The organism is Vibrio sp. M260118 (assembly GCF_036533755.1).
Classification (GTDB): Bacteria; Pseudomonadota; Gammaproteobacteria; order Enterobacterales; family Vibrionaceae; genus Vibrio.
Map to the genome: position 1 here is coordinate 1 of NZ_JATABG010000710.1, position 509 is coordinate 509.

4 tRNA genes are annotated in these 509 nt (G+C 47.0%); all 4 read right to left on the reverse strand.

The annotated features are described in order from the left end of the window. Positions 1-164 precede the first annotated feature (164 nt). Positions 165-240: transfer RNA gene (locus QTO00_RS20750), tRNA-Val, on the reverse strand. 37 nt (positions 241-277) lie between these two features. Then, a tRNA-Ala gene (locus QTO00_RS20755) sits at positions 278-353 on the reverse strand. Positions 354-362: 9 nt separating this feature from the next. Then, positions 363-438: transfer RNA gene (locus QTO00_RS20760), tRNA-Lys, on the reverse strand. A gap of 2 nt (positions 439-440) precedes the next feature. Continuing rightward, positions 441-508, reverse strand: a tRNA-Glu gene (locus QTO00_RS20765). Between the last annotated feature and the right edge of the window lies 1 nt (position 509).

Below are 509 nucleotides of genomic sequence, written 5' to 3' on the forward strand. Positions count from 1 at the left end.
TTGGTACCTAAAACATAGTTTTAGGATTTGAGAACTTTTAATTGAATAACAACGCATCTCAAAGAGATGGGGATTGTTGTTATTCGTCAGCTTTCCAAATTGTTAAAGAGCTAGTTTCTAATGAAACCATTTTTAAATATTCTCGAAGAGAAAACATTTAAAGATGGTGGGCGATACCGGGCTCGAACCAGTGACCCCCTGCTTGTAAGGCAGGTGCTCTCCCAACTGAGCTAATCGCCCATATTAGTTTTACTTCTTATAGGAAGAAGTCCTCGAATGGTGGAGCTATGCGGGATCGAACCGCAGACCTCCTGCGTGCAAGGCAGGCGCTCTCCCAGCTGAGCTATAGCCCCATCGAGAAATGGTGGGTCGTGCAGGATTCGAACCTGCGACCAATTGATTAAAAGTCAACTGCTCTACCAACTGAGCTAACGACCCAATGGTATCCCGTAGGGGAGTCGAACCCCTGTTACCGCCGTGAAAGGGCGGTGTCCTAGGCCTCTAGACGA